This is a genomic window from Streptomyces pathocidini (assembly GCF_001418495.1).
GTDB classification, from domain to species: Bacteria; Actinomycetota; Actinomycetes; order Streptomycetales; family Streptomycetaceae; genus Streptomyces; species Streptomyces pathocidini.
On sequence record NZ_LIQY01000304.1, the window covers coordinates 1 to 4,920 of the forward strand.

3 protein-coding genes, 1 tRNA gene and 1 pseudogene are annotated in these 4,920 nt (G+C 69.3%); 2 read left to right on the forward strand and 3 right to left on the reverse strand.

Features of this window, described 5'->3' with window-relative positions:
- Together AOK16_RS15620 and AOK16_RS15625 are read left to right on the forward strand one after the other, a co-directional pair.
- On the forward strand, positions 1–1,040 hold a 1,040-nt coding region (locus AOK16_RS15620; protein ID WP_055472850.1), incomplete at its 5' end, for a pyridoxal-phosphate dependent enzyme.
- Positions 1,037–2,296: an MDR family MFS transporter gene (locus AOK16_RS15625; protein WP_055472851.1), complete on the forward strand. Its 1,260-nt coding sequence runs from the start codon at positions 1,037–1,039 to the stop codon at positions 2,294–2,296. The genes AOK16_RS15620 and AOK16_RS15625, both read left to right, overlap by 4 nt.
- Before the next feature lie 634 nt (positions 2,297–2,930).
- On the opposite strand, the pseudogene AOK16_RS28385 reads toward AOK16_RS15625, so the two are convergent.
- The 3 genes and pseudogenes from AOK16_RS28385 to AOK16_RS15635 all read right to left on the reverse strand — a co-directional run.
- Positions 2,931–3,206: pseudogene (locus tag AOK16_RS28385) on the reverse strand (hypothetical protein); the annotation flags it as partial.
- Between the two features lie 373 nt (positions 3,207–3,579).
- On the reverse strand, positions 3,580–3,846 hold the full coding sequence (locus AOK16_RS25720; protein ID WP_079101424.1) for a hypothetical protein: 267 nt from the start codon (positions 3,844–3,846) through the stop codon (positions 3,580–3,582).
- A gap of 589 nt (positions 3,847–4,435) precedes the next feature.
- Positions 4,436–4,506 (reverse strand) — tRNA-Gly (locus AOK16_RS15635).
- Between the last annotated feature and the right edge of the window lie 414 nt (positions 4,507–4,920).

The window sequence follows — 4,920 nt, forward strand, 5'->3', positions numbered from 1 at the left end:
CCCCGGCCGGCCGGGGATTCTTCGCGAAGCTGGAAGGCGCCAACCCCGGTGGGATCAAGGACCGGCCGGCGCTGCACATGGTCCGCGAGGCCCGGCGCCGTGGGGAACTCGCACCCGGTGCCCCGATCATCGAGTCCTCCAGCGGCACCCTGGGACTCGGTCTTGCGCTGGCGGGCCTGACCTACGGCCATCCGGTGACCGTCGTCTCCGACCCGGGAATGGAAGGGGCCATGGTGCGCCTGCTGTCCGCCCTGGGCGCGCGGATCGACCAGGTCGCCGCTCCCCATCCCGAAGGCGGCTGGCAGACGGCCCGGCGGGAGCAGGTCGCCGAGCTGCTGGCCGCGGCCCCGGGCGCGTACTGCCCGGACCAGTACCACAACCCCGACAACGTCGCCGCCTACCGCCCGCTGGCCCTGGAACTGCTCGCCCAACTGGGCCGGATCGACGTTCTGGTCACCGCGGTGGGCACGGGCGGCCATTCGGCGGGCATCGCGGCAGGGCTGCGCGAGGCCCTGCCCGACCTGGCGCTGATCGGGGTGGACGCGGTCGGGTCGACGATCTTCGGGCAGCCCGCCCGGCCCCGGCTTATGCGCGGGCTGGGCTCCAGCATGTATCCGTCCAACGTGGACTACGCGGCCTTCAACGAGGTCCACTGGGTGGCGGCGGGCGAAGCGGTGTGGGCCTGCCGCCAGTTGGCCCGCCGGTACCACTTCTCCGGCGGCTGGAGCGTCGGAGCGGTGGCGCTGGTGGCCGGGTGGGCCGCCCGTACGATGCCTGCGGGTACGCGGATCGCGGCGGTCTTCCCCGACGGCCCGTACCGCTACCTGGAGACGATCTACAACGACGCCTGGTGCCGTGAGCACGGCCTGCTGGACGACGCCCCGCCGCCCACCGAACCCGACGAGATCGCCGAAGCGGACGAGTGCGTGGTGGACCGCTGGACACGGTGCAGCCGGGTACGCGATCCGCTCGGCCGCGAACGTACGCCGCTCGCGGGCGACGCGGCCGCCGACGGCCCCGCCGGGGCGGGTGCGCGATGAAGACCCTACGTGCCCAGGTGGCGTCCTTCTCCCCGGGCGCACGGCTGTTGATGGCCAATCAGTTCGCTATCAACCTGGGCTTCTACATGCTGATGCCCTACCTGGCCGACCACCTCGCCCACGGGCTGGGGCTCGCTGCCTGGGCGGTCGGGCTGGTGCTGGGGGTGCGCAACCTCTCCCAGCAGGGCATGTTCCTCGTCGGCGGAACCCTCGCGGACCGGTACGGCTGCAAGCCGATGATCATGGCCGGCTGCGTACTGCGGACGGTGGCCTTCGCGCTGCTCGGACTGGTGGACGCGCTCCCGGCGCTGATCGCCGCCTCCGCGCTGACGGGCCTGGCGGGAGCACTGTTCAACCCGGCGGTGCGCGCTTACCTGGCCGCGGAGGCGGGCGAGGAGCGGCGGGTGGAGGCCTTCGCGGTCTTCAACGTCTTCTACCAGGCCGGGATCCTGGTCGGCCCGCTGGCCGGACTGGCCCTGCTGGCCTGGGACTTCCGCGCCGTGTGCGGGGTGTCCGCGGCCGTCTTCGGGCTGCTGGCGCTGGGCCAGGCCCGTACGCTGCCCGCGCGTCCGCCCGTGGACCGCGGCACGGAGCCGGCGTGGCGGGCCGTGGCCACCGACTGGCGCGCCATCGCCCTCAACCGGCCGTTCCTGCTGTTCTCCGCGGCCATGACCGGCTCGTACATCCTGGCCTTCCAGGTCTACCTCGCCCTGCCGCTGCGCGCACGCGAGCTCTTCGGCGACCGGTCGGGACTGATCACGGGAGTGGTCTTCGCGGTCTCGGCACTCGCCGGGGTGTCCGGCCAGCTGAAGCTGACAGGCTGGGCGAAGCGGCACCTGCCCGGGCCGCGCGCCATTGTGTGGGGGCTGGCCCTGATGGGCGCCGCGTTCCTGCCGCTGCTCCCCGACCCGCACGGCGGAGCCCTCGGCAAGGCGGCGGGGGCGGCGGCGCTCGCGGCCTGCGCGGCGCTGCTGGCCTGGGGCGGGGCGCTGCTCTACCCGTTCGAGATGGACACCATCGTCCGCCTCTCGGGCGAGCGGCGGGTGGCCACCTACTACGGCGCCTACAACACCGCGTCGGGCGTGGCGATTTCCCTGGGCAACCTGGCGGTCGGCGCGCTCTTCGATGTGGGCGTGGCCTGGCTGCCGTGGTGCGCCATGACGGGCACGGGCCTGGTGTGCGCGACCGCCATGGCCTGGCTACACCGCACCGGCCACCTCACGCCGCGACCCGCCACCTTGGCAACCACAGGCTAAAGCCCGCCTGCCCGACAGCCCGGGCGCCGACCGCCCGATAGCCCGACAGCCGGGAGACGCCCGACCGCCGGTCGCCCGCCCGGCTGTCGGGCGCCGCGGCGGCGTACGGCGCATCCCCCGTCGCGGCGCCCACAACACCGAAGCCCTTCCCAGCGGCCCCGGAAGATCCCCGCAGCCGCCGGGCCAAACCGCCACGGGAGGGGGTGCGGGCGCCAACTCGGCACGCCAATCGGCCGCGTTACGGCGGACGAGCGACCCGGCCCGGCCCATCAATGATCCGGGCAACAAGCAAGGGCTTGCGGGGATGGTGGGGGTTCGGGAGGGACAGTGGGTGTCGACCCGATGGTGAGTGACTCCGCGGTGTAATCCGGGACCGAAACTGGGAATCCGCCTTGTTCCTGGATCAGCTGACGCTCATGCCTCGCTCCGGCCATTGGCTCGACTCTTCGTGCATGGCATTGATCTTGCGTGATGCTTTGAGAAAGGTGTAGTCGACATCTCCGTCATCAGGCTTGGCCTTGCAGTCCTGTGGCTCCATGGTGAGCTGCCGTGTCATCTCTTCCGGGTCCTCGCCGAACAGGTAGCGAACGGCGGTGGAGTCCTCGGAAATCTTCTTGAAGTAGACAAGTGCGGCCATTACACAGCCGTGCCACTCGGGCTGGGCGACGCCGTCCAGGAACGCGGCGCACTCGGTGCCGTTCCAGCCCTGAGGGCCGATCCTGTCGAGCCCGCGCCGCTCCACGCGCACCCACGTGCCACGGTCCGTCCGCGCCCCGACCGAGCGCCGCTTCCGTACAACCGAGCCCCGCTCCAGGTGAGTCCGGAGCGAGGTCCCTACCCGATCCAGGACCGCGTCCACGGGTTCAACCCGCAGGTCAACGCCACGAGTTGATGCTGCCGAGCGCGTCATACCCGCGACCGTAGCACCGGGCACCGGCACGACCGAGACGCTGCCGGAGGAGGGTGACGTGCAGAGCGCGCCCCCTGCCCCGCGCTGATACGCAATGAGGGCAGGGCCCGACGTGCTGTCGGCCCTGCTTTCTTGCGCGCTCGTATGCGGGCCACCCTGGCGGCGCGGATCGTCCGCTAGCGGTCCGGGCGAAGCTTGCGATTTGCCGCCGAAGCGGCCGATGTCCAGGTCCAGAAGCTTGGGCAGAGGAGTGCCGCTGATGGCACGGCTGGCCAGGTGCGTGTGGCCGCTGCTGGCACCACCCTCGCCCGCAGTGTCGAACGGCGCGACGGGACACAGCTATCGGGTTCTCTGGGATTCGACTTCGTCGAAGTCAAGAACTGGCGACGCGCTTGCGTCGTTGCAGGATCCACCGGTGTACGGGCGGTGTCAGGCCGGCGCCCACGATGAATCCGAGCACGACGCTCTGGCTCGCGAACGCGATAATCCCGATAAGTGCGCACAGAACCATGCCGGTCGCGACTAGACCCGTGACCTTGACGCGCGGGTTTAACTGGCTCAGCCATTTCACTGTGGAGAGAGCCGTGAGATATACGGTGGAGCCGAAAGCGGCCGATGCCAGAGTGGTTAGAATATTCATTCCGTGACCTTTCAGAATCGGAAGCCGACGTGTTTCTCTTCGGCCGCCTGGGTCAGTTTCGTGTGGACTAGAATAAACTCTAGCGATCTTCGCGGAACGATCAACAGGCTTGAGCAATTGCTGAGGTTCCCTACTCGGACGTCCACCAGGTGAGTGCGGAAAGGCGGGCGATTTCAAGCCGCTGCGGCGCAAAGCGTATCGTTTCACCCGTCGCGACCCGGCGAAACGTCGACTCGATCTGCCCCCGCAACCTGGTGAAGCTGTACCCAGGTTTACGTTTCAAGTCATTTCTGGAATCGTTTCAGCCGCGATGAACGACGCTCTCTCATATCTCCGGCTCGACAGTTCTCCGAAAGGGAACCGGGTGCCCATCTCATTCTTCGGTAGGGATGACCGGAACGCGCACCTGGCTCGGGCGAACTGGATCTACCAGCCGCCCCCACCCGGGGGGCCATTCCCGATGACGCGGGGTCGGGCGGCGCCTCGGTCGTGACGGGGCGTGAGGTCCCGTATGGCGCGCCAGCTCTGAGAGGTCTGGACAACAACGAAGGCCCAGGTCGCTGACCTGGGCCTTCGTTCAAGAGTGCAGAGCGGGTGACGAGAATCGAACTCGCGCTCTGAGCTTGGGAAGCTCATGTTCTACCATTAAACTACACCCGCGAGGAGCGCCGATTGGGGCTCTCAACGTCGCACACTGTACCTCATCGTCGGCCCCCCGGTGTATTCGTCGAGGGGCCTTCGCGCTGTTCCGGCCACTTCGCGCGCCGACGCGTGCGCGATCCTCCCGCCGGCCCGCCGCGCCCCGGGATGTGTATGTGCCGTGGGGGAGTTGGGGCGTAGCGTGGTGGTGCGGAGTGCCGCGTGGAGTGGTGGCGGTTGATCCCCTAATGTGGCTTTTGTCGTCTCCGAATCGACTCAGGCAAGCTCGGCCAGTGGGGAAGGGGCCCGATGGAAACCACCGTCGTCCGTTGTGCGGAAGGGCACGTGTTCTGCACCGCGTCGTTCCCGATGCAGAACCTCGGTTCCGACCGGCTCGGCCCCGGACGGCTGCTGCGCTGCCCCCGGTGCGCACGC